Source organism: Pukyongiella litopenaei (assembly GCF_003008555.2).
Lineage (GTDB): Bacteria > Pseudomonadota > Alphaproteobacteria > Rhodobacterales > Rhodobacteraceae > Pukyongiella > Pukyongiella litopenaei.
This window is the reverse complement of the sequence record NZ_CP043619.1, coordinates 136458-161127: the sequence shown is the minus strand read 5'-3', so window position 1 is coordinate 161127 and position 24670 is coordinate 136458. Positions and strand designations below refer to the sequence as shown.

Below are 24670 nucleotides of genomic sequence, written 5' to 3'. Positions count from 1 at the left end.
TTTCCACTGTGGATAACTTTAGATTGTGACGGAAGAAGCAAGTGACGAAGCGCTAGAAAGGGCAGAGGCGCTAAGACCACTGTTATCACCGCTTGCTCGGGGTCAAAGTATCGGGCGGGCGGTGGAGGCGGCGGCGGCCGAGTTGAACATATCGCGCAGTACAGCTTGGCGTATTTTGAGCATGTTGCGCGAGAACGATGGCCGGGCAAGTTCGCTTCTTCCCAAACGCAGCGGCCCCAAGCCCGGCTCCCTCCGTCTGCCAGCGCAAGTTGAAAGCATGATTGCCCGGGTCTTGCGTGAGCGATATCTGGTTCCGGAACGCCCGAGCTTTCGCAGGATTGTGGGCGAGATCCGCGCCGAGTGCGTTGCCAGAGGTTTTCAACCGCCAGCACGGCAAACGATCAAGGCTCGCCTTGATGCCATGGATCAGCGCGAGGTGTTACGGAAGCGGAAAGGGGCGAAGGCCGCAAAACAAGTTTTCGAAGCGAGGGCAGGGAAGTTGGAGGTGGAACGGCCACTGGAAGTCGTCCAGATCGATCACACGTTGGCGGATATTATCCTAGTTGATCAGGTTGAGCGCAAACCTCTAGCACGACCATGGCTGACACTCGCGATCGACGTCGCGACCCGTGTGGTACTGGGTGCCTATGTCACTTTCGACGCGCCATCGGTCTTGTCCATTTGCCTTTGCCTTGACCACTGTGTGCGGCCGAAGTCCGTCCGGACACCGAGTTCGCTTAAGCAACTCTATTGGCCGACAGCCGGGATCCCACAGGCCATCCATGTCGATAACGGGCGGGACTTTCGCAGTGATGCCTTCCGGTCGGCTTGCGCGGAATGGGGCATCGCGATCAAGTACCGGCCGCCGGGCCGTGTGCATATTGGTGGGCATATCGAGCGGCTGATCGGCACGACGATGGGTGCCGTGCATGTATTGCCGGGAACGACGCAATCCTCGCCAAAAGACAAAGGCGAGTATGATAGCGCTGCCAAGGCCTCAATGACGCTGGACGAGTTCGAGGACTGGCTGCAGCTGGAGATTTGTCGGTATCATAATACACGCCACAGCGGATTGAAGCGGACCCCGCTGGCCGCCTGGGCCGATCTTGGGGGCGACGATGCCGGCCGACAGGTCGTGGATACAGATGCCTTCCGGATCAGTTTCCTTCCTTCCGAACGCCGCCAACTTGGCAGGACCGGGATCAACCTGTTTTCCATCGGTTATTGGAGCGACGCCTTCGCGCCCATGATCGGTCGCGGGGCAGGGAAGGTTACGGTCAAGTACGACCCGCGAGATATGTCCCGGATATGGGTAGTAACCGACGATGGTCGAACAATTGCCGCGCGCTACAAGGATCTTTCTCGCCCCAAAGTTTCCCTTTGGGAGTCGAGGCGCGCCAGTGCAATTTTCCATGAGCGTCACGGCGGTAGGATATCGGAGGCAATTCTTTTCGGGATCATCGAAGAACAGCGGCGTATCGCCCACGCGGCGCGGCAACGAACGCTTGCGACGCGCCTGGACGAAGAACGCAAAGCACGCCAGCCAAACGACAAACCGAAGCGTGATCCGTCCCGTGAGATGTTTGCGATTGATACCAGTAACCCCAATCTCCCAACTTACCCGATAGATGATTTTGATGGACCTCGACGAAAGACTTGATCTCATTCGCAGCGATCGTTGGATCGCCTTTGATCGCGCAACCATTGTTCTCAACAGATTGATATCCCTGATGGAAATGCCTCGGCAGTCCAGAATGCCGGGCCTCATGGTTTATGGCAGCTCTGGCATCGGCAAGACCATGATCGCCAAGCGGATGGAGAGCCTCTACCCGAGCAACTATCGCTCAGACCTCGGGGTGACGCGCACGCCGATCCTACTCCTTCAGGCGCCACCCGCACCAGACGAGCGGCGGTTCTATCAACATATCCTGGCGTCGATCGGCGCGCCCATGTGGGGCCGTCACACCATCTCCGAACTGGAGGTGCGGGCTCTCAGCCATTTGCGCGGAATGGACTTGAAGATGATCATGATCGATGAGGTCCATAACCTCCTTGCCGGAAGCTATCGGGAGCAACGCCGGTTCCTGAACATGCTGCGCTTCCTTTCCAACGATCTGTGCGCATCACTTGTCGTCTTTGGTGTCAATGAAGCTGCTGAGGCGGTTCGCGGTGACGAGCAACTTGCGCGACGGCTGGACGAACATTTTCTGCCACTCTGGGATGACGATGTTGAGTTTTCCCGGCTGGTCCAGACTCTGATTGCTGCCATGCAGTTGGAGCGCGGATCTGGTCTGAGCGTCCAGTCTCTACGTACCATTCTCGGTATTACAGGCGGCGTCACATCGCGTGTGTTCACGATGATAAAGGCTCTTGCCATCGACGCCATTGAGACTGGCGAAGAGCGGATAACTGACGAGGCCGTCCAATCCTGGCAGCCTATCTGGGCCAAACATAGTTGGACCGTTCGGAACCAACCACAGCCGGCATTTTAGTGATCCACAAACCTCTGCCGAGGCGTCCGGCACCTTATCAGGACGAACTGCTGTCAAGCTGGATCGCCCGTCTGGCAGACGCTAACTATTGTTCACTACCAGAGCTCTGCCGATATCTGGGGCTTGGTCAAGAACGTCCGCCGGAAACGCAATCAGATTTGGCTGGCGTGAACCTCGACAGGTTCTGCACATTGTTACGTCTGCCTTCTGCGGAGCTCGGTCGCATGTTGCTCAGGCGACGGGCTGAATTCCCGATTGAATGCATTTCGTGGTCGGATTTTCAGCACTGTCCCGCGTGCACTCACAAGGTACCCGGGGTATCTTTGCGCCATTGGCGCTACGCGTGGTCGTTGCAATGCGAAGTCTGCGGATCCGAGTTGTCGCCATTGGGCCGTGATCCAGCGGCACATGTGAACCTGCCCACCCGGCTCCGCACCCGCGCCAAAGAGGGCGCGAAGCAGCTGATGCTCGCCAATCGACGCGGGGACCGCCATGCTGGTCGACGCATGGATTTGACGCTGCAAGTCGCTGGCGTGCTCGCGCCAGAACCCCGTCACGGTGCGCTCTTTTCCCAGAACCGAATAGATCGCTTCAAAACCCTCGCCGCCATCAATCTCGGAATGACCCGACCTTTGCTCGCAGCCGCGTTGACGATGAAAAGCGATAGGGTTGGCGAGACCAAGCTTCGGATTGCCTTCCCGCACAAGCGGAAAGTTGTGGATCGCCTTTCACGACTTGCTGAAAGCTTACCACGGCAGAGGCCTCGAGAGGGCGGGGGACCCAAAAATCAATCGCCTACGAACTACGCGGGTACGACCCAAGCACCAAGGCAGGAATATCTTCAGGCGGCGCGGAAGGCGATTGATCAGCTTGGGGAAAACGCAGAATGGTCCGATTTGCTCAATTGCGCGGCGAAGCTCCTCGAAAGTGCATGCCAATCCCATATGGATATCTCATGAATAGCCTTACCAAATATCGAAAATGGATGGCCATTACGAAAGAGTCTCAAGAATACCGTGACCATGACAACCCCTCTCACCCGCCAGCATGGCAGGGCCTACACTGAACCAGCAGCCGCAATCCACCGCACGGTCCAACTCCTTTTGGCTACCGGAAAACCAGTGCAGGACGGGTGTTCCGGCACTTGGACAGGCCTCAAGCCGCTCAACTACAGCGCTGGCCGCGCGGCGGCTATGGATTGACATAACCCGGCCGCCCGCATTCTCACAGGATCTAAGGATATGCTCAAACACATCGCACTGATCCTGCCATGACTTGCGGAACTCGGGCGCGCCGTCGAGACCGATTTCTCCGACGTAGTCGGTTTGAGGAAGCAATTGGTCAAAGAGCGGTAACTCTGATTTGCGCTCGTGGGCAAGTTGGGGATGCAGGCCGAGTGCCGTCTGCGTTCTAGGCCCGGCCAGCGAAGCTGTGACCTTTCAGGCGCTCGGTGTGGTTGTTACCGAAAGGACGAATAGGCCGCGCTCCGCGCAGATTTGGGCAACTTCTGCGGGGTTGGGATACAGATCGATGTGGCAGTGAAAATCAATCACTTCAAGCGAAGCCGCCCGTTTTCAATTGGTCGGGCTTTGACTGTCAATCGGCATTGAAGTTTGACCCCCTATCGGCGTCCAATATTGACCCCCTTTGTGCTGAGCAGGCCCGGCGCTGCGTAGCCCTCACATAGCGCAGCGGCGGCGAGCATACATCAGTCATTGCGACACGGGTCGGTACGGTTAAGACATCAACCCTCGCGCTAGCACTGAGAAGCGAGGGGTTTTCGGTCGAACAGCATGACGGGTTTCTGCTGGTGGAGGCCGGGGACGAAACCCCCGATCTTCAAACGGTACTAGCGCATATTCGATCTGGCGAACCTGTCGATCTGTTCGCTGGAGCAGGGAATTTAATGTCGGAGAAGTTTCATCCTTACCTGTCGCAGCCCCTCTTGGAGTTGGATGCAATTTCTTCCAAGCTTGCGCCCGATATACTTACCGCGATGGTCGGTAGAATCGTCACAGCATAATGTGTGCGGCAATCCTCGTTGACTGCCGTCATCGTTCCTAAGGCTAGGTGTTTGATCCCAGGGTTTGATGGTGTGATCCTTTCGTTGGAATGGAAGGAAGCATTATGGGCCAAATTCGTCACGGCAGCGCCACGACCACGCACGCGGTCAGAGCAGCAATACAGCGATCGCAAGCTTCGATCGCGGAGCTGAGCCGGGAGTTGGGCATTAACCCCAAGACGGTCGCGAAGTGGCGGACATGGGTTTTACAACTGCGTGGGAAAGCAGATCCTTGACGGCGGCCTCTACATCGTCATGCTTCATCAAGCTCTCACCGATCAGGAAACAGCGCACGCCGTGCCACGCCATGTCTGCCAATTGCTCCGGTGTGGAGAGGCCACTCTCGCTGACGAGAATACAATCACTGGGTGCGAGTTTTGACAGTCTGCGGGTGATCTCTATATCGGTTTCAAACGTCTTGAGGTCCCGATTGTTGATCCCGATCAGACGCGATTCAAGTTCCAAAGCTCGATCCAGTTCGGCCTCGTCATGGACTTCCACCAGAACATCCATGCCCCAGTCGAAGGCGGCCGCTTCCAGTTCCGCGGCCTGGCCATCGTCCAGCGCGGCCATGATCAACAGAACGCAATCAGCGCCCAGTGCGCGGGCTTCGGACACCTGATAAGGGTCGAACATGAAGTCCTTTCGCAAGACCGGCAGCTGACAGGCGGATCGCGCCTGTGACAGGAATGCCTTATCGCCCTGGAATGAAGGTGTATCGGTCAGCACTGAGAGGCAGGTCGCGCCCCCATGCGCATAGGCCGCTGCAATGTGGGCGGGATCGAAATCTGCGCGAATGAGACCTTTTGAGGGACTGGCTTTCTTTACTTCCGCGATGAGCCCATACCCCTCTTGGGACGCGGCCCGCAGGGTTTGTCCAAAAGGTCGGACGGGAGCAGCCGTCCGAGCATCCGCTTCGACATCGGCCCAGCTCCGCACCTGTTTGTCGGCACGGATTTCCTCAAGCTTGTAGGCTTTGATATGGCCGAGGAAAGTGTCGCTCATTTCGACTGCTCCGATCACAGGGCATTCAACCTGTTGCTCTTAATTGACTGTTGACGTGTTGAAAAGCGTGTAGCAGTTTCACACGATTTGACTGGAGTGCCACACGTGTTTGATGGCCATGTAGTTGTCAAGGCCTTCGCTGCCGCCTTCGCGCCCGTAGCCGCTCGACTTGACCCCGCCGAACGGCGTTTCGGGCATCGACGCCTCCAGCGTGTTGATCGAGAGGTTCCCGACCTGGACCTCTTCGGCCAGCCGGGCGATGTAATCGGCGCGGTTGCTGAAAGCATAGCCAGCTAGTCCGTAGGGCACCGAATTGGCCTGTTCGATGGCCGCGTCCAGCGAGGACACCGGGTTGATGACGGCAAGCGGACCGAACGGTTCCTCCTGCATGACACGCGCCGTGTCCGGCACGTCCGCAAGAACAGTTGGCTGGAAGAAGTAGCCCTTGTTGCCATGACGTTCACCACCGGCAAGAATCTCGGCGCCCTTGGCCCGGGCGTCCTCAACCAGCGCGCTCAGTGCCGGGATGCGGCGGTCGTTGGCCAGAGGCCCCATTTCGACGCCGTCCTCCATGCCGTTGCCGACAACGGTCTCGACGGCGCGACGGACGAAGTTATCCCGGAATTCTTCATAAACGCTGTCATGCACGAAGAATCGGGTGGGCGAGGTGCAGACCTGCCCGGCGTTGCGATACTTGCGCACCGCCCCGCTGATCGCGGCCTTGACCACGTCGGTATCCTCGCAGACAATCACCGGAGCATGACCGCCCAGCTCCATCAGCACCGGGGTCATGTGTTCCGAGGCCATCGTTGTCAGGTGACGACCAACGGCCGTCGAGCCGGTGAAGGCGACCAGGCGTACCGGCTCTTGCGGGATTAGGTAGCCGGAAATTTCTGCCGGATCGCCGAAGACGAGGTTGAGCACGCCCTTGGGAAGGCCGGCGTCTTCGAAGGCGCGCACGATGTGCACGGCCCCGGCTGGGGTCTCTTCGGCGGCCTTGAGGATGATCGAGCAGCCAGCGGCCAGCGCCCCGCCGATCTTGCGGGCAGGCTGACTCATCGGGAAATTCCACGGAGAGAAGGCCGCGACCACACCGACCGGCTGGTGATGGACGGTGAAGCTTTCGCCATGTTTCGACGGGATCACGCGCCCATAGGTCCGCATGGCCTCGCCTGCATCCCATTCAAAGAACTCAGCGCCGCGGATCACCTCCAGCCGGGCCTGCGGCAGCGGCTTGCCGTGTTCCAGCGTAATGGCGCGGGCGATTTCCTCCTGCCGCTCACGCATCAGAGCGGCGGCACGGCGGATCACGTTGCACCGTTCGCGCGGCGCGGTCTTGCGCCAGATGGCAAATCCTTCGACAGCCGCCGCCAGCGCATCGTCAAGGTCGCGCCGCGACGCCTTGGGAAGTCGACCGATCTCGTCCTCGGTCGCCGGGTTGATGACGGGAAGATCTTCGGACGACTTGCGCCATTCGCCACCGACATAGAGTTTCAGGTCAGGATACATTCGATAAGGCCTCGGACTTGGGACGGATGAGCTATTCATCGCGCGAGGCCAGGTTTTCTCTCAAGTGAATTGCCAGAATACGGGTATCGCTTTTCCGGATAACAGGGGCAGGCGTGGCCCTCAACCGATCCGGGCCGCCGCTTTGCGCAGGGACTGGAGCATCGCCTCCCCGGCTGGGGACATCCGCCCGTTCCGGCGATAGGAAACGCCGACCGGGCCGTTGCCGAAGGGCAGGGTGAGGTCGAGCCGCACCAGAAGGCCCACGTCGATATCCTGTGCCGCCACATGGGAAGGCATCAGCGCGATGTAATCCCGCGACCTAAGCAGGCTCCGATTAGTCAAGTAGGAGACGGATTCCAGCGCGAAGGGCGGATGGTACTGATCCTGTCTCAGAAAGTACTGATTCAGTTGGCGCCGGAGGGTCGTCTCGACCGGCGGCAGGATCCAGCCGAATTGCTTCAGATCCCCGAACTCCAACGCCGTGCGACCGGCCAGCGGGTGATCCGTACCGGCAACCACGAGGATGTGTTCGTCAAAGAGTTTTTCTTGTGTCAATTCATCGCGGTAGCGGTGGGTCGGCAACCGGCCCGCAACGAGGTCGATCTCGCCCGAGCGCAACTCGGGAATCAGCACCTCGTTGGTGCCTTCGACGACCTTGATGGCCAGGCGGGGTCGATCCTGAAGGACCTGCTCGATCGCCAGCGGCAACAGGTGCGACGAGGCCGCCAACAGGGTGCCGATCACCACCCGTCCGCTGCTGCCTTCGTTGAGGTCGTCCAGTTCCTGCGCCGCGTTGGAGATCTGCGCGAAGATCAGCTTGCCATGGCGGATCAAGGCCTCGCCATAGGGGGTTGGCACGACACCTCGGTTGGTGCGCTCGAACAGCTGGACCTCGAAATCCAGTTCGAGATCCTGGATCATCTTGGTTGCCGAAGGCTGCGAGACGTTCAGTTCGCGCGCGGCATACTGGATGTTGCCGTGCTTGCCCACCGCCACAAGCAGCCGAAGCTGTTTGAGCTTCAGTCGCGCAGTGACGCGGTCGACGATGCGGGCGTGACCGGTTGGCAAGGCGTCATTTCCTAAAATCGTATCGGGCTTGCGCTTTGCAGGATCGTATCGACTACGCTCATGGCTGCCAAGGCGGAACTTCTCGGGTTGCCGGGCAGCGGCTTGCCGGAGATGCGGAATTCCAGTTGACCAAAGGTACCTTCGGCATGGATTTCGTGGATGTTGGCGGTGGCCGTCGGGTCGGCGATCAACTCCGCTTCGGTCCGGTCGAAACCGATCCCGGCCAAGGCAACCGCGGCGGCGACATTGGCGTTCTTGGGATAGGCCCGGGCCGCCCCGCGGGCGGTTCCGGCGAAATGGGTGGCCGGGGTATCGGTCAAGGCGGCCAGATCCAGTTGGTCCTCGGCGGGCGATCCACGCCAGCCTTCGGGCGGCTTGCGGCCCACGTAGCGGACCGATTTCAGCTCTCCAATCCGGGCGGAGCGCAAGGCGTCCAGCGCGCCGATGGCGCCACTGGCAAGGGACAGGGCCGCGCCACCCTCGATGGCCGCGTGCCGAAGGTCTTCTTCGAGTGCCGGGTCGGCCAGAGCGCCCAGCGAGACGGTGGTCAGATCGAAACCTGCGCGCAGAATCGCAGTGCCATACTCGTGCAACGCATGATGCCCCGCGCAATCGACGACGCGATCCAGATCCGCAGGCAAATCCGCGACCGAGGACACGAAGGCAGGCCCGTCGCCTGTCTGCGTGCAGTGCGCCGCCCGCATCTCATCCACCCTTTGGGGACGTAGCAGGTAGGCCGTGACAGGGTGACCCTCGGCTTTCAGCTTTTCTTCGACATACCGGGCGATGGCGCCGCGGCCGATCAGACCAATCTTCATGAAGCCTCCTGTTTGGGGCACTATATTAACTTTAACACAAGGCTCTTGGAAATTCGATTTTCCTATACCTGATTTCAAACATTCGATTTGGATAATCCAGGGATTCGCTGCAGCTTTCACGCACATCCTGTCCGAGCCGCAGAACCAAGGGACTCCATCCGATGCAATACACGAAGCATGAAGCCAAGGCCCACGCCCGCGAAACCATGTGGGGAATCTGGGCGGCCGCATTGAACCCGTTTCACGCGGATGGCAGCTTTGACGAAGCCGGCCTGCGCCACAATATCCGCCACTGGATCGACGACTTGCAAATCCAGGGGCTTTTCATCGCCGGCAAGCAGGGCGAGTTCTGGTCGATGTCGCTGGACGAGCGCAAGCGCAACATGACCGTCGCCGCCGAGGAATGCGGCGGCAAAGCGGGCACGATCATGTCGATCTCTGACCAGAACGTGGATACGGTGCTGGAACTCGGTCTGCACGCGCAGGACTGCGGCGCCGATTATGTCGTCGTCCATGCGCCGATGCTGAGCTTCTGCCATGACCGGGACGAAGTGCTCTACAACTACTACAAGTACCTGTGCGATCGCCTCGATATCGGCATCGCGATGTGGTCGCACCCCGACAGCGGTTACCTGATGGAGCCCGAGACCTGCGCGCGCATCGCGGACCTGCCCAACATTATGGCTATCAAATACTCGGTCCCGCGCGAGATTTATGCGCGCCTGAGCCGCATGGTGGGGGACAAGATCCTTGTTTCCACTTCTTCCGAGGACGAATGGCTCGATAATATAGAGGAGCTGGGCTGGCAGCTCTACCTGTGTTCCTCGCCGCCTTACCAGTTGCAGACCGCGAACGACCTGCGGATGCACGAATACACGCAACTGGCCTTTGCCGGGAAATTCGACGAGGCGCGGCGGGTCCGCAACAGCCTTGATCCGGTGCGCGAGGCAATCCGGGGCACCAAACCGGGCGGCAAGCCCACGGCGCATGGCAAGTACTGGCAGGAATTGCTGGGGCAGGTGGGTGGCCATGTCCGCCACCCGATGCTTGAAATGACCGACGCGGAAAAGGCCGCCACCCGCGCCGCTTTCGAGAGCTGCGGACTCAAACTCTGACGGTCAGGGAATGACCGGAGAAATCCTCGCTCTGTGCTCGGCGATGTTATACGGCATCGCCGGAGTCACGATCTCGAAGGGCAAGAAGGACGCCACGGGCGACAATGGAGTCTTCCTATCGGTGGTCGCCACATGCGTCCTGACGGTGGGCCTCTGGTTGATCTGGGGTGGCGTGTCTCTGTCGCAATTGGCCAGCTGGGACAGTGCGCCCGGCTTGGCCCTGTTCGCGCTTGCCGGGATCTTTTCGACAGTGCTGGGCCGGACGACGATGTACCGGGCCACCGAACGGATTGGCGCGGTCAAGGCTGCCCTGTTCCGCCGCCTGATCCCGGTCTTCGCTCTACCCTGCGGGCTGATGCTTTTAGGCGAGTGGCCAGAAGCGCACGTCCTGGTGGGCGGCGCCATCATCATGGCAGGCGTGTTGTGCTATCAACTGCTGCCGTGCCACCTGTCCATCACGCAGAACTTGACCGGAGACCTGTTCGGCATTGCGTCTGCGCTGTGCTATGCTCTGGCCTACAGTTTCCGCCGCATGGGTCTTGATGGGATTCCCGATCCGCTGTTTGGCACGCTGTTCGGGGCTGTGATGGGGCTGGTCTGGTTTCCTTTAGTCGCCGCGTTCCGTGGCGGTGCCTTCCGGCACCTGTTTTGCGACCGCTGCGTCTGGCATTGGGCAACCGCGTTGTCCCTCGGGATCGGGCAGACGCTGCAGTTTCTCGCGTTGAGCATGGCGCCGGTGTCGAGCGTCGCGATACTGGGCACGCTCGATTTGTTCTTCTCGGCGGCTTTTATCGCGCTGTTCTTCAAGGGCGAACGCTTTGATGGGCGGCTGCTGGCCCTGGCTGGCGGGTTGGCTTTTTTGGGGTCTGCGATCCTGTTTTCGCAATGACACCCGATATTCCATAATCTGATACCTACTTCCCTGAATATTTCTAAACCGGGTGCGCGGATTTGGATAGGGTATAGGATAACGACACATCCTTTCGACGCACAGCGAAGGTCTCAACTGGAGGAAGCCATGTTCAACCACCCCACCCTGAAACCCTTCAATTTCAAGAAGTGGTGCGAAGACAATGCCGACCAATTGCGCCCCCCGGTCGGCAACAAGCTGCTTCACAAGGAAGGCGACATGATCGTGATGGTCGTGGGTGGCCCGAACACGCGCGTGGATTTTCACGACGACCCGGTCGAGGAATGGTTCTTTCAGCAGAAGGGCGACATGATGCTGAAGATCGCCGATGGCGGCAAGATCTACGACGTGCCGGTGCGCGAGGGTGAGGTGTTCATGTTGCCGCCGCATGTCCGCCACGCGCCGCAGCGCCCGCAGGAAGGGTCGATCGGCATCGTCGTCGAAGCGCCGCGGCAGCCCGGTATGAAAGAGGGCTTCGAGTGGTACTGCTTCAACTGCGAGGGCCTGGTGCACCGCGCCGAAGTGGAGCTGAGTGGCGCCGAGGGGATCGTCACCGAACTGCCTAAGGTATACGAGGCATTCCACAACAGCATCGAGGCGCGTACATGTCCCGCCTGTGGCGCCGTGCACCCGGGCCGGGGCAAGCCGCCCGAGGGGTGGGTCAACTTGTAAGGCGCTGTTGCGCTTTCGAACGGCCGCTCTCGTGTATCTAGTATTGGATTGGCGGTGGTGAAGAGGGGGCGTTGGTTCCTAGCCTCATCTCCGTTTTTGACCGTAATGCTTCAAGTCAGCGTGAAGTCCGAGACCCGTTCGGGCGGACGATGACAAATTGACACGGGCGCTAACAAATGAAAATACATATGAAAAACCAAACACCTATGGCGATCTTGTCTGCAAGTAAAGGATGCGACGCCGTGGGGAATCAGCCCAACTGGAGGAAAGACAATGCAACTAACTGATTTCAAGACACTTACGAAAATCGTGGCAAGAGCACTGCCCGTCGCCGCGATCATGGTCGCCGGCGCAGCCATTCCCGCCAAGGCCGAAGAGACGCTTCGCGCGATTGCCGCTTTCCCGAAATCGATGATCTTCACGGAGAGCTTCCAGCGCTACGTCGACTACGTGAACGAGAACGGCGAGGGCGTCATCCAGATCGACTATGTCGGCGGCCCGGAGATGTTCCCGCAAAACCAGCAGGTGGACGCGGTTCGTCGCGGCATCGTGGACATGTATTACGGTCCTCTTGCCTACTACCTCGGGAGCATGCCCGAAGGTGACGCATGGACCGGTTCGACCGTCACGCCGATGGAGGCGCGCAAGAACGGCGGCCTTGCCATCATGCAGGAAGCCTCACGCAAGAAGCTCGGGGTGTTCATCAACGGTCAGCTCGATGGCGGTATCCAATTCCACATCTACACGCTCGACGAACCGGAACGGACCGAAGACGGCGGTATCAATTTCGACGGACTACGGATCCGGACATCTCCGCTCTATACGAGCTTCTTCGAATCGCTGGGCATCATTCCGGTGAACATGGCCGTGACCGACGTTTATACCGGCCTCGAGCGCCATTCCTTCGACGGGACCGGGTGGCCGTCCATGGGTATCGAGGACCTGTCCTGGGATAAGTTCCTGAACTACCGGATTGATCCCGGTTTCTTCCAGACCGATCTGGCCGTAGCCACCAACGCCGAGAAATACGATGCGCTCAGCGATGAGGCAAAGGAGCTGCTGACCCGGTTGACCGCCGAATACGAGCAGATGTCCTACGACCATTTCCAGAACAAGATCAAGACCTCGGAAGAAGCCGTCAAGGCGTCCGGGATGCAATTCCTCGAACTCGAAGGCGAGGCGCGGGAAGAGTTCCTCGACGCGGCGTATGGAAAGGTCTGGGAGCGGATGGAAAACGCCGGTTCCGAATACTATGACCAGTTGAAGGCCGCCTACTACCAGCAATAACCGAGTTCGCGCGGGCACGTACCGTCGTGTCCGCGCAATTGCCTTGCATGGAGAAGGTCCTGCTAATGATCTTTATGAAACTGTATGATGGCACCCTCAGGTGCCTCGTCTACTTAGGGGTGGCGTGTCTCTCGTTCATAGCCATTGCGATTATCGGTGATGTCGCCATGCGGAACCTCGGCTACCGCTCCCTCCAGGCATTCAGTGCACTGATCGAGTATGGACTGCTGTTCAGCACGATGGCCGTTGCCCCCTATCTGGTGCGCACAAATGGCCACGTCGCGATCCAGTCCTTCGTCGACAAGATGCCCGCAGCTGTTCGGCGTGTGGTGTCGCAGGTCGCCCTGACACTGTCCGTGTTGGTACTGGCCGTCGTGAGCTGGCGCGCAGCCGCCGTCGCCATCGAAGTGACGCAGAACGGTGCGGTTGACATGCGGTCCGTCAATTTCCCCGGATGGGTGCTGTATGCGATGCTGAGCGTCGGCTTCGGCCTGATGGCTGTCGAGTTCCTGATATTGCTCTTGCGCGGCGAACGGTTCCGCGGCTCGCAAGGAGAAGGCTGATGGAATGGTATGTCGCAGCCTTCTACCTGATAGGGGGCCTTCTCTTCTGCATGTTCATCGGCGTGCCGGTGGCCGTAGCATTTATCACGATCAACGTCGTCGGTGCCTTTCTCTTCATGGGTGGGTTGGTCGGCATCGATCAGTTGATCACCAATTCGACGACGGCAGTGACAAGCTTTGCGCTCGTACCGGTTCCCCTGTTCATTCTAATGGGTGCGCTGCTGTTTCATACGGGGCTGGCGGCACGGGTCTTTGACGCGCTGGACAAGTGCTTTGGCTCGATCAAAGGGCGGCTTGCTTATCTGACGGTGGCGGGCGGGACGCTTTTCGCGACGCTGTCGGGATCGTCGATCGCCAACACCGCCCTTCTCGGGACGACCCTGCTGCCTGACATGCTCAAGCGGGGCTACAAGAAGCACATGATCATGGGGCCGATCCTGGCTACCGGCGGGCTTGCGATGATCATCCCGCCGTCTTCCTTGGCGGTGCTGTTCGGATCGCTTGCCCGGATTGATGTGGGGGCCCTGCTGATCGCAGGCCTGATCCCCGGCGTTCTCCTTGCGCTTCTCTTCATCGTGACGATCGCATGGCAAATCTATGCCGATCCGGATGCCGCGCCCGGCTACGCGGCCGACCGCGCAACAGCCAAGGAAATCCTGCGTGCGGTTACAGTTGATGTCCTGCCGATGGGGCTCGTGGTGTTCGCGGTGATCGGGATGATCCTGCTTGGCTGGGCAACACCATCGGAATCCGCGGCCTTTGGCACATTCGCGGTTCTGATCCTGGCGCTGCTGAAAAACGTGCTGACCATCGAGGCGATCCGGGCGTCCCTGATGGAGTCGCTGAAGGTGTCGGGCATGATGCTGGTGATCATCCTGGGCTCGACGACGTTTTCCCAGATCATGGCCTTTTCCGGAGCCTCGTCCGGCTTGATCGGATTCGCCAAGAGCCTCGACCTGAACCCGTATGCGCTCATCGCGTTGATGTTCCTCATCGTGCTGATCCTGGGCATGTTCATGGATCAGCTGTCGATCATGATGCTCACCATCCCGATCTTCATGCCGCTGATCATCCTGAACGGCTTTGACCCGGTGTGGTTCGGCGTGGTCATGTTGCTCGGCCTCGAACTGAGCCTCGCGACGCCACCGTTCGGACTGCTACTGTTCGTCATGTTGAGCGTCAGCCCGCCCGGAACGACCTTGGGAGAAATCGCGCGCGCAGCCGCACCGTTCATCCTGTGCACCCTTTTGTTGGTCACCATCGTGACGATCTTTCCAGAGATCGCGCTGTGGCTGCCCAGTCTTATAAGGAACTGATCCATGCGCATTTGGTACCAGAGCTTTGTCGATGCGGAAAACGGCGCCGCTTACTGGCGCCACTTGGAGGCTGCCCTGATGGCCGTCGCCGACCCCGGAACCGAGGTCGATATCCGGGGGATCACGCCGCATGACAGCTACGCACATTCGCTGGTCGAATTTCGCTGCGCCCGGGAAGTGATCTGCAACGCCATGCGCGCCGAAGCCGAGGGCTATGATGCCTTTGTCATCGGCCATTTCCAGGATGCCGGCCTTTACGAGTGCCGCGCCGCTGTCGACATCCCTGTGCTTGGCCTGGGCGAAGCGTCCTTGTTGCAGGCTTGCGAGCTTGGACAGCGGATCGGCGTGGTGTCCTTTAACCGGCGTTACGATCCATGGTTCCGGCACCAGATCCGGAAATACTGCCTCGAATCCCGGGTCCCGGAACTCCTGAGCATGCGGTTCGAGCCAGGGCAGGTGATGGAGGCACTCTCGTCGGACGAGATGCTGGATACCATCGCGGCCAAGTTCGAGGACGAGATGCGCGACGCCGTCGACGCGGGTCTGGATGTGCTGGTTCCCGGGGGGGGAATTCCCATGCTGGCCTTCAATCGCCTTCATGCACATTGCGTGGAGGGCGCGCCGGTTCTGAATGGCGTACCTGTGGTTCTCAAACGGGCCGAGCTGGCGGTGCGGCTGAAGGAGATGACGGGCCTGCGGGTGAGCCGCAGCGGCGAATTCGTCCAGCCGCCGCCCGACATCCTCCAAGAATTCATCGAGAATCCCAAAGGGTTGTGACGGTTGCACCGCGCCGGGCGCAGGTCCGCGTGTTCACACACATCATCCAAAGTAGAAGGAAGACACAGAATGAAAACGCCTAAGAAAATCATTTACGAAACCACCGTGACATCGCAGGGCGGACGCGACGGGCGGTCCCGCAGCGACGACGGAAATCTCGACGTGGCCCTCGTCATTCCCAAGGAAATGGGCGGACCGGGCGGCGAAGGCACGAACCCCGAACAGCTTTTCGGCGCCGGCTACTCGGCCTGCTTCCTCGGCGCGGTAAAGCTGGTCGCGCGGACCTCGAAGATCAGCCTCCCCGCCGAGACCTCGGTCTCCGCCAAGGTTGGCATGGGGCCGATCGAAGTCGGATATGCGCTGACCGTCGAATTGGTGGTCAACATGCCCGGGCTTGAGCAGGACGTGGCCGACAAGGTGCTTGCCGGTGCCCATGAACGGTGCCCGTACTCCAACGCAACGCGCGGGAACATCGACGTGAAGCTCACGGCGGTCACCTGACGTAACGCCAGCGCGCCCGGGAGTTCGGCCAGAATGAGCAATCCATCAAGACACCCCTACAACGATGTGGTGATCACCACGCCAGTGACCGTCCCCTACAGGAGGTATTCATCGGAGAGCACGATCTGGTGGATCGGGCGCGCCTTGGCGGCACTGGCCAATGGCGCGGGGCTCGGCCACCGTGACATCGACGGGCTGTCGGTCGGGAGCTTCTCGACCGCCCCGGACAGCGTGATCGGCTTGACGCAACATTTCGGCGTTTCACCAAGGTTCATCGATTTCCTGCCGTTCGGCGGCGTGGCCGCGATTGTTGCGCTGCGCCGTGCCGCCCGCGCAGTGCAGATGGGCGATGCGGATATCGTCGCCTGCATCGGCGCAGACACCAATGCCGTCGACAGTTTCGAGGAGTCGCTGAAGTCGTTCTCGCGGTTTTCGCAGGATGGCGTGTTTCCTTATGGTGCAGGGGGGCCGAACACCAGTTTTGCGCTGATCGCCTCGAACTACATGCGCAAATACGGCGCGCGCCGCGAGGATTTCGGTAAGATCGCCGTCGCGCAGCGTGCCAACGCGTTGAAAAACCAAAATGCGCTGTTCAAGACTCCGCTGGATCTGGACACCTACATGAACGCGCGCGCGATCTCCGCGCCGATCCACCTGTTCGATTGCGTCATGCCCTGTGCTGGCGCCGAAGGGTTTCTGGTCATGCGCGAGGCGGCAGCCCGCGCGCAAGGACTGCCCTTCGCCCGGATCAGCGCCACGATCGAGCGTCATAATGCGTTTTCCGAGGACGCGGTTCAGGAACGCGGGGGCTGGGCCGCCGATATCGGCGAGCTTTACACGATGTCCGGGCTGGAGCCCGCGCAGATCGACGTGCTGGAGACCTATGATGATTATCCTTTCATCTCGATGATGCAGTTCGAGGATCTCGGCTTTTGCAAGAAGGGCGAGGGATCGGATTTCGTTCAACAGCACGACCTGACCATCGAGGGCAGTTTCCCGCACAACACCTCTGGCGGGCAGCTTTCGGCAGGGCAAGCGGGTGTCGCGGGCGGTTTTTTGGGCCTTGTCGAAGCCGTGCGACAGGTCACGGACCAGGCCGGGGGAACCCAGGTTGCAAAGGCACAGCATGCGATGGCTGCCGGGTTTGGAATGATCAACTACGACCGGGGACTCGCGTCGGCCGCCGTCATCCTATCGGGAGGTGCATGATGTTCAGACCACTGGACGTTCCTGGCAACAAGGACCCGCTTGAGAGAACTCGTCAAGTCACGCTGCCCCCACAGGCGCGCAGCCGTCAGGCACATATGCTGGCGCAAGCCGCTGCCGAGGGCCGGTTCGCACTTTTGCAATGCCGCAGTTGCGGTACCTTCGTGGCACCAGCGCACGACTGCTGTCCAGTGTGTCTGGCGGGGGAATTTTCACTTGGCGATGCGGCGACCGGCGGCACGGTCCTGTCGCTGACCGAGGCAGAGGTTCCCTTTCTGACCTACTTCCGCGAGCGCGCGCCGTGGCGCGTGGCGCTGGTTCGGCTCGATTGCGGTCCGATCGTTCTCGCCCATGCGCATTACGGCTGCGAAGAAAGTGGAAAGGTCACCATGAGCCTGAAGCTCGACAAGGCAGGGCAGGCGGTCTTTTACGCCGCGCCCGAAGGCAGCGAGGCCACATACATGGACGATCCGCAATGGCGCGAGATGACCGCCGATCCCCGGCATCGCCGGATTCTTATCACCGATGGTCGCAACCCGGTGACGCCCGCTCTGGTCAAGGACCTGCTGAAGGCCGGCGCGCGCAAGGTGTTCGTCGGCGTCCCTGACGATTGGAAACCGTTCCCGGCGGGCGATGAGCTGATCCAACTCAAGAAGGTGAAGCTTGTGCCGCTGGATGTGCGCAGCGAACGGTCGGTCTTTGAACTGAGCCACGCCTATGCCGCCAAGACCGAGATCCTGATCAATACCACGGATCACATCCGCCCTGGCGGGTATCTTGCGCCCGGGCAACTTAGCCACACGGCAGAGGCCATGGATGTGGTCGCCATGGGGCTGATGCGGCTGGCCACACGCTTCGCTCCGATCATGGCCGCGCGGGGCGCCGACGGCGACACCGGCGCGGCGGCTTGGGTTAACGTGCTTTCGGTCTATGCACAAACACCGTCGGCCGTTTTTGCCGGATACAGCATGGCGCATGCCGCCGCGCTGAACTTGTCGCACAGCCTGCGGGCCGAGTTACGGCAGGGCGGCATTCGGATGATGAACGTGCTGACCGGCGCGTCGGAGTCCGAATGGCTCCAGACGATGCCGCAACCCCGGGTCACGGCGCGGGTGCTTTCGCGGAGCATTGTCGATGGCCTGAAACGGGGGCTCGAAGATGTGCATGTCGGCGCCGTCGCACAGGATATCCATGAAAGATTGCTGTCCAACCCCAAGGCCGCAGAACGCGAAATCGCAGCCACAAGACCCGGAGGATAAATCATGACCCAGTCGGTACAGCATATATTGGCCGAGGCCCTTGCAACGGGGGCGCTGCGGATCGTCGATCTGACGCACACCCTCTCGCCGGATTTTCCGACCTTGGTGCTGCCGCCGGAATTTGCCCAGGCAACTCCGGTGAAGATCGAGCGGCTGGCAAGATACGACGCCGCCGGGCCTTCTTGGTATTGGAACAAGCTGACCTTCTCGGAACATACCGGCACCCATTTCGATGCGCCGGCGCATTGGGTCACCGGGCGCGACTTGCCGCGGAACACGGTCGACACCATGCCGTTGGACCCGATGATCCGCCCCGCCTGTATCATTGATTGCTCGCGTGAAAGCGCGGCCGATCCCAATTACCTTCTGACCGTCGACGACCTGTTGAAATGGGAAGAGGTGAACGGGAAGATTCCCGCCGGATGGTGGGTCCTGATGCGCACCGATTGGTACAAGAAAAGCGGTGCCGAATATGCCAATCTGAAGGATGACGGCGCCCACACCCCCGGCCCGACCGAAGAGGCGATCCGGTGGCTGATCAAGGAGCGCGATATAATCGGCTTTGGTACCGAAACGATCGGTACCGACGCGGGTTTGGCAGGGAACTTCTCGCTTCCCTTTCCTGCGCACAATCTTCTGCACGGCGCTGGAAAATACGGGCTTCAATGCCTGACAAACCTCGACAAGCTGCCAGTGAAGGGGACGATCATCGTTTCGGCCCCGCTCAAGGTTCTCGAAGGCTCGGGCAGTCCGCTTCGGGTTCTCGCGCTGGCGGATGCAGAATAACATTGCAATCGGAGAGTGGAAAAATGCGGATTTTCTGGCAAAGTTTCGTGGATGAGACGGCAAGCGCGCCGTACATGGAAAAGCTGGCGCGGGACCTCAACGCAATCGCGTCGCCCGGCACGACAGTAGAGGTGTTTGGCATTACGCCGCCGGATCGAGCGTTCAGCCGCTTGTCCGAGCTGAGGTGTGCCGTGCTGGCGATCGACAATGCCATTGCCGCAGCCGAAGCGGAGTATGACGCCGTGGTCATGGGGCATTTCCAGGACCCCAGTCTCTACGAGATGAAATCAGCCGTGGACATTCCTGTCATCGGCGCCGGAGAGGTCACGATGCATTTCGCAGCGCAGCTTGGTCGGACCATCGGCCTGGTTTCGCTGGACGAACTGTACAGGTCTCATCATCTGGAACAGGCCGCGCTCTACGGTCTAAGCGACCGGGTCGTGCATGTGGCAGGGATGAACGGGCAGCCATCCGATTTTTCCGATGCCTTCGCGGGTGATCCGGAGGCCAAGGCGCGGATGCTTGGCGCGTTCCGCTCTGCAGCGCAGCCAATGGTCGACAAGGGGGCCGATGTCATCGTCGCCGCCGGCATTCTCCCGGCAATGCTGGTCGGCTCCGAGTTCGGCATGACGGTCGGGCCTGCACCCGTCGTGAATTCGGCCGCCGTCACGCTTTTCAGCGCCGAGATGCAGGTGCGCCTAGCGCGTCTGAATGGCACCGGAATCTGCCGCGGTCAGCACTGCAACCTGTCGCCGGACCAGGCGATCCGCGACTTCAGGGAGTTGGTGGCCAATGGTCGGAAATCCAGCCTATCGCTGAAATCGGAGTAAGGGTTCGCAAGACTGTCCTTGCTTCCTCCCGAGCAAGAGCAGGCAGACCGGCATTTGCACCCTTTCCGATCGCGTCGCGCCGATCCGGCGCGGCGCACACCATTGGCCAGAGCGCCAAGAACAGGTTTCCACGACATGAAACACGACATCCGGACTGAGCACGACAGTCTTGGACCGATGGATTTGCCGCGAACCTGCCTGTGGGGCATCAACACCCAGCGCGCGATCGAGAACTTTCCGATCTCCGGCATGCCTTTGTCGCACTTCCCCGAGTTTGTCCGGGCACTCGCATCGGTTAAGAAAGCTGCTGCGCGGGTGAACGCCGACTTGCGTGTCCTGTCACCGCAGAAGGCGCGCGTGATCGAGGAGGTGTGCGACGAAATCATCGCCGGTTGCTGGCACGACGAGTTTCGGGTCGACATGATCCAGGGCGGGGCGGGTACCTCGACCAATATGAACATGAACGAGGTCATTGCAAATCTCGGACTGATCAAGTCGGGCCACCAGCCCGGTGACTACGCGCACCTGCACCCGAATGATGACGTGAACAGGTCGCAATCTACAAACGACGTCTATCCGACCGCCATGCGCTTGGCCATCGTGTCGCAATGCGAAGCTTTTTCCGCAGCGCAGATGCGCCTGGCCGAAGCCTTCCGGGATCGAGCCGCCGCGTTCTGCGACATCAGAAAAATCGGCCGGACGCAGTTACAGGACGCCGTTCCGATGACGCTTGGACAGGAGTTCACGGGGTTCGCCGTGACCATTCACGAAGATGTCGAGATCATCGGGCGGCTGAAACACCTCCTTCTCGAAGTGAACCTCGGTGGCACAGCGATTGGAACCCAGGTCAATACGCCCGACGGGTATGCCGAGGCAGTGGTGGCGGAGCTCTCGCGCCTCACCGGACTGCCGGTGAAGCTGGCAGGCGACCTGATCGAAGCGTCGTCGGACACGGGGGCCTATGTCACCTTTTCCAGCGTGCTGAAGCGCATCGCGGTGAAACTGTCCAAGATATGCAACGACCTGCGGCTGTTGTCTTCCGGCCCGCGGTCGGGGTTCAACGAAATCGGGCTGCCACCTGTCCAGGCCGGGTCTTCGATCATGCCCGGCAAGGTGAACCCGGTGATCCCCGAGGTCGTCAACCAAGTGGCGTTTCAGGTCATCGGCAATGACCTGACTGTCACCATGGCGGCGGAAGCCGGACAATTGCAGTTGAATGCCTTTGAACCGGTCATAATCCTGAATATTCTGCAAAGCATGAGGATCTTGGGCAATGCCATGGATACCCTTGCCACGAAATGCGTGCAGGGTATTCAGGCCGATGCCGCGCTTTGCGAAGATATGCTCGAAAATAGTCTGGTCCTGGCAACCATGCTGGTGCCTTACCTCGGCTATTCGGTAGCCGCCGAAGTTGCCAAGATGGCGCTGGTCGAGCAGGGAAGTGTCAGAGAAGCAGCGGTCAAGTTGGGAATTGGAACCCAAGACGAAATCGACGCGATGCTGGCATGAGAACGCGGATGTCGGAGATCTATTGGTCTTTCGAATTCCGTAAGACCTTGCCGGCGGCGCGCATGAGAAGCATGAGACCGGTCCGGTCAACAGCATTGTCGATGCCGTGGATGCTCTGTGCTTTTGTGATGCACTTAGCAAACATCACGTCGGCACGTTCCGCTGCCGACAGGAAGGGGCGTCCGCTCCCCCGACCCTGGCTGTCTCCTAGTTCTTTTCTAGGTTATGCAGGATCTTTCTCAGAGAATTGAGAAGCGCCTGCCGTTCTCGTTTTGGAATCCCGTCCACGATGCTCTCGGCATAGGTTCGCGCCGCAGGAACCAGATCGAAGTAACTCTTGCGGCCCTGATCGGTCAGAAATACCTCGATGATGCGGTTGTCGCCGGCCTTTGGGCGGCGGACGACAAGGTTGTCACGCTCCATCTGGTCCACGACACGGCTGAGCGCTGATTGCTCGATCAGGGATTTCTCTCTGAGCTCGGTCATGTTGCAGGTGCCACTTGTCATGAGAACCATGAGAATGCGCCATCTTCGGATGGTCACGCCGTGAGGCTTCAGAATCGTGCGGAACCGCTGGCTCAGTCCCTCGGCGATCAAGTGAAAATAATACGGAAGAAAACTCTCGAAATCGATCATCTCTTGTTCAGAAGCCATGATCGGTTCTTTCTGTTCGGGTCCGGTCATGCCGCGTCTTCCTTCTTGGATGCTGGGTGAGTGCTTGCAGGCCGCCGCTTCAGCCGGTGCATTGCATCCAGGCTCAAGAGCACTGCGCCGGTGCTTTGTTCCAGTGTCTCTTGGTGAACCTTAATTATACCGCGGTCCGGTTTCGATCTCGAGGGCAGCACTTCAGAAACCTTTGCTTTCACGAACAGACAGGTATCCGGCAGAACCGGACGAAGCCAACGTACGTTGTCTATCCCCGGGGATGGCAGCACCGCGTCATCCCAGAGGTTCAGGTCAAAAAACAGTTTCATGCTCAGCGAAAGCGTGTGCATCCCCGCTGCGATAACATCCGGAAATCCATGGCACCTCGCGACCGCCGTGTCGAGGTGAAACAGATTAGGGTCGAAACCATTGGCAAAGTTTAGAATGTCGGTCTTCGACACGGTAACTGCCTTGGTTTCAAAAATCTGGCCGACCGTGACATCGTCGAAAAACATTCCGTGCATCGCGTTTCCTTTCAGAAGGTGAGGTGGATTCGAAAAACCACCTTCGAACAGTAGACAAAATCATATGATTTGTCATATAAGAAATCGAATCAAAGATCAAGGCCACTTTGTGAGCGTAGGCTGCGATGAAAATGCGCAACCATGCAGGCGGAGAGGCGCGGCAAGGAGGTAACGCGATGACTTCAGAATACTTGAAAGAAAAGTTTGGCCCCGAGGATCGGACTTTTCCCAATATGCTTCAGCGCCAGTCGCAGAAGTACGGCAAACAAGACCTGTTCGCCTGCGGGGATGCTCGTCTGACGTTCGACGGTGTTCAGGACGTCGCCGAGGGTTATGCGGGCAAGCTCGCGGAAACCGGGATCGAGAAGGGGGACCGGGTCGCGATCATGGCCTCGAACCGACCCGAGTTCATGAAGGCCTTCGTGGCATGCGGCTGGAGGGGCGCCATCTCGGTGCCGATCAACGTGGCGTCCCGCGGATTTCAGCTTCAGCACATCCTGTCGAATTCCGGCGCCAAGCTTTTGATCATCGAATCCGACATACTCGGGGCGCTATATGATCTGGACTTCCAGGCGCTGCAGGTCGAGACGATCTGGGTTATCGGCGATCACGACGGGGCCTTTCCGTCCCACGGGCCGCGCGCCCTGCCATTTCCCGAAGCCGGGGATCCGATCGAACCCGCTGCGGTTCAGCCGCACGATCCGCTGACCATCCTTTATACCTCCGGCACCACCGGTCTTTCCAAAGGCGTAATCTGCCCGCATGCGCAGTTCTTCTGGTGGGCATATTATACCGGTTCTCAACTGGGCGTCGTCGAGAAGGATGTGCTGCACACCCCGCTCCCGCTGTTTCACACCAACGCGATGAACTGCTTTTTCCAGGCATTGTTGTTTGGTGCGACACAGGTTGTCGAACCGCGTTTTTCCGTCAGCAATTTCTGGAAGTCGATGAAGGCATCCGGCGCGACGGTGACCTATCTTCTCGGTGCGATGGTGCCGATGCTGCTGTCCCGCGATCCGGGCGAAGAGGAACGCGGGCATTCGATCCGGGTGGCCTTGTCTCCCGGGGTTCCGGCCAGTGCCGCCGAGGCGTTCTCGGACCGCACGGGTATCATCTTGCTTGAAGGGTATGGAGCGACGGAAAGCAACGCCGTCATCGGCGCCAATGCCAAGACGGTGCGGCATGGATGGGCGGGCCAGCTACGCGAGGGCTTCGAGGCCCAGATCGTCGACGAGTACGACAATCCCTTGCCGGATGGTGAGGCCGGGGAACTGGTACTGCGCGCAACGGAACCGTTTTCCATGGCGCTTGGCTATTTCGGGATGCCGGAAAAGACGCTGGAAACCTGGCGCAACCTGTGGCTGCATACCGGCGACCGCATGGTGCGGGATTCAGACGGATATTATCGCTTCATCGACCGGATGAAGGACAGCATCCGGCGTCGGGGCGAGAACATTTCCTCCTACGAGGTCGAACAAGTCCTGATCGCGCATCCGGACGTGGAAATGGTCGCCGTGTTTCCGGTGGCGTCGGAACTGGCCGAGGATGAAGTCATGGCCACCATCGTTCCGGCAAGCGGATCCAATCTGACGGGCGAAGAGCTGATCCGCCATTGCGAGGGAAAGATGTCGTATTTCGCCGTGCCGCGTTACTTCGACTTCGTCGGCAGCCTGCCAAGAACCGAAAACGGAAAAGTTCAGAAGTTCAAGCTTCGCGACAGGGGTTTGACACCGGACACATGGGACCGCGAAGCTGCAGGTATCACGCTGAAGCGGTAACCGGTTCTGGTCCGGATCACACTGAAACATTCCTGACA

24 protein-coding genes and 1 pseudogene are annotated in these 24670 nt (G+C 59.8%); 18 read left to right on the top strand and 7 right to left on the bottom strand.

Translation table 11 applies throughout. The features are described from left to right. Positions 1-142 precede the first annotated feature (142 nt). The 3 genes from C6Y53_RS19780 to C6Y53_RS19770 are packed head-to-tail and all read left to right on the top strand — an operon-like array spanning position 143 to position 3451. Positions 143-1660: a Mu transposase C-terminal domain-containing protein gene (locus C6Y53_RS19780; protein ID WP_149615585.1), complete on the top strand. Its 1518-nt coding sequence runs from the start codon at positions 143-145 to the stop codon at positions 1658-1660. Continuing rightward, positions 1638-2492, top strand: a complete 855-nt coding sequence (locus C6Y53_RS19775; RefSeq protein WP_244615033.1) for a TniB family NTP-binding protein — start codon at positions 1638-1640, stop codon at positions 2490-2492. The genes C6Y53_RS19780 and C6Y53_RS19775 overlap by 23 nt, the downstream gene beginning before the upstream one ends. Beyond that, on the top strand, positions 2456-3451 hold the full coding sequence (locus C6Y53_RS19770) for a TniQ family protein (protein ID WP_149615583.1): 996 nt from the start codon (positions 2456-2458) through the stop codon (positions 3449-3451). Before C6Y53_RS19775 ends, C6Y53_RS19770 begins: the two co-directional genes overlap by 37 nt. A gap of 33 nt (positions 3452-3484) precedes the next feature. On the opposite strand, the gene C6Y53_RS19765 is transcribed toward C6Y53_RS19770, so the two are convergent. Next, entirely contained in the window at positions 3485-3916 is a 432-nt protein-coding gene (locus C6Y53_RS19765) for a TatD family hydrolase (protein ID WP_342212785.1), read from the bottom strand. Between the two features lie 703 nt (positions 3917-4619). Between C6Y53_RS19765 and C6Y53_RS19750 the strand changes: the two are divergent. Continuing rightward, positions 4620-4751, top strand: a pseudogene (locus C6Y53_RS19750) (IS481 family transposase); the annotation flags it as partial. On the opposite strand, the gene trpC reads toward C6Y53_RS19750, so the two are convergent. The 4 genes from trpC to C6Y53_RS19730 form a co-directional block, all read right to left on the bottom strand. Next, on the bottom strand, positions 4723-5559 hold the full coding sequence (gene trpC, locus C6Y53_RS19745) for an indole-3-glycerol phosphate synthase TrpC (protein WP_149615680.1): 837 nt from the start codon (positions 5557-5559) through the stop codon (positions 4723-4725). The pseudogene C6Y53_RS19750 and the gene trpC overlap by 29 nt on opposite strands. A 78-nt stretch (positions 5560-5637) precedes the next feature. Then, the gene (locus C6Y53_RS19740; protein WP_149615679.1) at positions 5638-7068 is read right to left on the bottom strand and encodes an NAD-dependent succinate-semialdehyde dehydrogenase; all 1431 of its coding nucleotides are present in this window, start codon (positions 7066-7068) and stop codon (positions 5638-5640) included. Between the two features lie 120 nt (positions 7069-7188). Then, positions 7189-8136: a LysR substrate-binding domain-containing protein gene (locus tag C6Y53_RS19735; protein WP_149615678.1), complete on the bottom strand. Its 948-nt coding sequence runs from the start codon at positions 8134-8136 to the stop codon at positions 7189-7191. An 11-nt stretch (positions 8137-8147) separates the two neighbouring features. After that, complete coding sequence (locus tag C6Y53_RS19730; protein ID WP_149615677.1) at positions 8148-8954, bottom strand: aspartate dehydrogenase; 807 nt, start codon at positions 8952-8954, stop codon at positions 8148-8150. A gap of 161 nt (positions 8955-9115) precedes the next feature. On the opposite strand from C6Y53_RS19730, the gene C6Y53_RS19725 reads away from it, so the two are divergent. The 13 genes from C6Y53_RS19725 to C6Y53_RS19665 all read left to right on the top strand — a co-directional run bounded on the left by C6Y53_RS19725 (position 9116) and on the right by C6Y53_RS19665 (position 21685). Continuing rightward, a complete protein-coding gene (locus C6Y53_RS19725; protein WP_149615676.1) occupies positions 9116-10069 on the top strand; it encodes a dihydrodipicolinate synthase family protein in 954 nt (317 codons plus the stop codon). A 10-nt stretch (positions 10070-10079) separates the two neighbouring features. Then, positions 10080-10958, top strand: a complete 879-nt coding sequence (locus C6Y53_RS19720; RefSeq protein ID WP_149615675.1) for a DMT family transporter — start codon at positions 10080-10082, stop codon at positions 10956-10958. Between the two features lie 129 nt (positions 10959-11087). Next, on the top strand, positions 11088-11651 hold the full coding sequence (locus C6Y53_RS19715; protein WP_149615674.1) for a 3-hydroxyanthranilate 3,4-dioxygenase: 564 nt from the start codon (positions 11088-11090) through the stop codon (positions 11649-11651). Between the two features lie 273 nt (positions 11652-11924). Next, the gene (locus C6Y53_RS19710) at positions 11925-12938 is read left to right on the top strand and encodes a type 2 periplasmic-binding domain-containing protein (RefSeq protein ID WP_149615673.1); all 1014 of its coding nucleotides are present in this window, start codon (positions 11925-11927) and stop codon (positions 12936-12938) included. A 47-nt stretch (positions 12939-12985) separates the two neighbouring features. Continuing rightward, positions 12986-13501, top strand: coding sequence for a TRAP transporter small permease (locus C6Y53_RS19705; protein ID WP_244615032.1), 516 nt, complete (start codon positions 12986-12988; stop codon positions 13499-13501). Next, entirely contained in the window at positions 13501-14817 is a 1317-nt protein-coding gene (locus tag C6Y53_RS19700) for a TRAP transporter large permease (RefSeq protein WP_149615672.1), read from the top strand. The genes C6Y53_RS19705 and C6Y53_RS19700 overlap by 1 nt, the downstream gene beginning before the upstream one ends. Before the next feature lie 3 nt (positions 14818-14820). Further along, a complete protein-coding gene (locus C6Y53_RS19695) occupies positions 14821-15594 on the top strand; it encodes an aspartate/glutamate racemase family protein (RefSeq protein ID WP_149615671.1) in 774 nt (257 codons plus the stop codon). A 69-nt stretch (positions 15595-15663) separates the two neighbouring features. Continuing rightward, positions 15664-16095: an organic hydroperoxide resistance protein gene (locus C6Y53_RS19690; protein WP_149615670.1), complete on the top strand. Its 432-nt coding sequence runs from the start codon at positions 15664-15666 to the stop codon at positions 16093-16095. Positions 16096-16128: 33 nt separating this feature from the next. Continuing rightward, positions 16129-17304 carry a thiolase family protein gene (locus tag C6Y53_RS19685; RefSeq protein WP_149615669.1) on the top strand — a complete coding sequence of 392 codons (1176 nt, stop codon included), beginning with the start codon at positions 16129-16131 and terminating at the stop codon, positions 17302-17304. Then, positions 17304-18560 carry an SDR family NAD(P)-dependent oxidoreductase gene (locus tag C6Y53_RS19680; protein ID WP_149615668.1) on the top strand — a complete coding sequence of 419 codons (1257 nt, stop codon included), beginning with the start codon at positions 17304-17306 and terminating at the stop codon, positions 18558-18560. The genes C6Y53_RS19685 and C6Y53_RS19680 overlap by 1 nt, the downstream gene beginning before the upstream one ends. A 3-nt stretch (positions 18561-18563) precedes the next feature. Continuing rightward, positions 18564-19346: a cyclase family protein gene (locus C6Y53_RS19675; protein WP_149615667.1), complete on the top strand. Its 783-nt coding sequence runs from the start codon at positions 18564-18566 to the stop codon at positions 19344-19346. Between the two features lie 23 nt (positions 19347-19369). After that, entirely contained in the window at positions 19370-20176 is an 807-nt protein-coding gene (locus tag C6Y53_RS19670) for an aspartate/glutamate racemase family protein (protein WP_149615666.1), read from the top strand. 135 nt (positions 20177-20311) lie between these two features. Further along, entirely contained in the window at positions 20312-21685 is a 1374-nt protein-coding gene (locus tag C6Y53_RS19665; RefSeq protein WP_149615665.1) for an aspartate ammonia-lyase, read from the top strand. Between the two features lie 207 nt (positions 21686-21892). Here C6Y53_RS19665 and C6Y53_RS19660 read toward each other — a convergent pair whose 3' ends face one another. Together C6Y53_RS19660 and C6Y53_RS19655 are read right to left on the bottom strand one after the other, a co-directional pair. Beyond that, positions 21893-22369: a MarR family winged helix-turn-helix transcriptional regulator gene (locus C6Y53_RS19660; RefSeq protein WP_149615664.1), complete on the bottom strand. Its 477-nt coding sequence runs from the start codon at positions 22367-22369 to the stop codon at positions 21893-21895. Further along, positions 22366-22845: a MaoC/PaaZ C-terminal domain-containing protein gene (locus tag C6Y53_RS19655; RefSeq protein ID WP_211299556.1), complete on the bottom strand. Its 480-nt coding sequence runs from the start codon at positions 22843-22845 to the stop codon at positions 22366-22368. The genes C6Y53_RS19660 and C6Y53_RS19655 overlap by 4 nt, the downstream gene beginning before the upstream one ends. Positions 22846-23030: 185 nt before the next feature. Here C6Y53_RS19655 and C6Y53_RS19650 point away from each other — a divergent pair, with 185 nt between their 5' ends. Then, on the top strand, positions 23031-24632 hold the full coding sequence (locus tag C6Y53_RS19650; RefSeq protein ID WP_149615662.1) for an ATP-dependent acyl-CoA ligase: 1602 nt from the start codon (positions 23031-23033) through the stop codon (positions 24630-24632). Positions 24633-24670 lie beyond the last annotated feature (38 nt).

What these genes read in the sequence shown, in the direction of transcription:
- C6Y53_RS19700 (WP_149615672.1), top strand. Translation starts at nt 13,501, where the DNA reads ATGGAATGGTATGTCGCAGCCTTCTACCTGATAGGGGGCCTTCTCTTC.
- C6Y53_RS19680 (WP_149615668.1), top strand. Translation starts at nt 17,304, where the DNA reads ATGTTCAGACCACTGGACGTTCCTGGCAACAAGGACCCGCTTGAGAGA.
- C6Y53_RS19705 (WP_244615032.1), top strand. Translation starts at nt 12,986, where the DNA reads ATGGAGAAGGTCCTGCTAATGATCTTTATGAAACTGTATGATGGCACC.
- C6Y53_RS19670 (WP_149615666.1), top strand. Translation starts at nt 19,370, where the DNA reads ATGCGGATTTTCTGGCAAAGTTTCGTGGATGAGACGGCAAGCGCGCCG.
- C6Y53_RS19775 (WP_244615033.1), top strand. Translation starts at nt 1,638, where the DNA reads ATGGACCTCGACGAAAGACTTGATCTCATTCGCAGCGATCGTTGGATC.
- C6Y53_RS19690 (WP_149615670.1), top strand. Translation starts at nt 15,664, where the DNA reads ATGAAAACGCCTAAGAAAATCATTTACGAAACCACCGTGACATCGCAG.
- C6Y53_RS19655 (WP_211299556.1), bottom strand. Translation starts at nt 22,845, where the DNA reads ATGTTTTTCGACGATGTCACGGTCGGCCAGATTTTTGAAACCAAGGCA.
- C6Y53_RS19695 (WP_149615671.1), top strand. Translation starts at nt 14,821, where the DNA reads ATGCGCATTTGGTACCAGAGCTTTGTCGATGCGGAAAACGGCGCCGCT.
- C6Y53_RS19660 (WP_149615664.1), bottom strand. Translation starts at nt 22,369, where the DNA reads ATGACCGGACCCGAACAGAAAGAACCGATCATGGCTTCTGAACAAGAG.
- C6Y53_RS19665 (WP_149615665.1), top strand. Translation starts at nt 20,312, where the DNA reads ATGAAACACGACATCCGGACTGAGCACGACAGTCTTGGACCGATGGAT.
- C6Y53_RS19740 (WP_149615679.1), bottom strand. Translation starts at nt 7,068, where the DNA reads ATGTATCCTGACCTGAAACTCTATGTCGGTGGCGAATGGCGCAAGTCG.
- C6Y53_RS19730 (WP_149615677.1), bottom strand. Translation starts at nt 8,954, where the DNA reads ATGAAGATTGGTCTGATCGGCCGCGGCGCCATCGCCCGGTATGTCGAA.
- C6Y53_RS19685 (WP_149615669.1), top strand. Translation starts at nt 16,129, where the DNA reads ATGAGCAATCCATCAAGACACCCCTACAACGATGTGGTGATCACCACG.
- C6Y53_RS19725 (WP_149615676.1), top strand. Translation starts at nt 9,116, where the DNA reads ATGCAATACACGAAGCATGAAGCCAAGGCCCACGCCCGCGAAACCATG.
- C6Y53_RS19715 (WP_149615674.1), top strand. Translation starts at nt 11,088, where the DNA reads ATGTTCAACCACCCCACCCTGAAACCCTTCAATTTCAAGAAGTGGTGC.
- C6Y53_RS19675 (WP_149615667.1), top strand. Translation starts at nt 18,564, where the DNA reads ATGACCCAGTCGGTACAGCATATATTGGCCGAGGCCCTTGCAACGGGG.
- C6Y53_RS19710 (WP_149615673.1), top strand. Translation starts at nt 11,925, where the DNA reads ATGCAACTAACTGATTTCAAGACACTTACGAAAATCGTGGCAAGAGCA.
- C6Y53_RS19650 (WP_149615662.1), top strand. Translation starts at nt 23,031, where the DNA reads ATGACTTCAGAATACTTGAAAGAAAAGTTTGGCCCCGAGGATCGGACT.
- trpC (WP_149615680.1), bottom strand. Translation starts at nt 5,559, where the DNA reads ATGAGCGACACTTTCCTCGGCCATATCAAAGCCTACAAGCTTGAGGAA.
- C6Y53_RS19720 (WP_149615675.1), top strand. Translation starts at nt 10,080, where the DNA reads ATGACCGGAGAAATCCTCGCTCTGTGCTCGGCGATGTTATACGGCATC.